Here is a 241-nt window from a genome sequence, read left to right as displayed (position 1 = left end):
CGGTCATCGCGCCGCCCGTCACGACGGTCATCACGGCGGTCGTCGCGCCGCTCGTCCCGGCGGTCATCGCGGCGGAAACCGCCCCGGTCACCACGATCGCCGCGGTCGCGGTCGTCCCGACGGAACCCGCCCCGGCCACCATCCCGCCGGTCATCGTCCCGCCGGTCGTCCCGTCCACGGAAGCCGCCGCGGTCATCGCGCCGCCCGTCACGACGGTCATCACGGCGGTCGTCGCGCCGCT

At 76.3% G+C, this 241-nt stretch carries 1 pseudogene; it reads left to right on the top strand.

Annotation, left to right across the window (positions count from 1 at the left end):
* A pseudogene (locus ACX6XY_RS30470) lies at positions 1–241 on the top strand (hypothetical protein); the annotation flags it as partial.

Source organism: Streptomyces sp. O3 (genome assembly GCF_054788135.1).
Note: the sequence above shows the minus strand (reverse complement) of the source record. Positions and strands in the feature narration are given on the sequence as shown.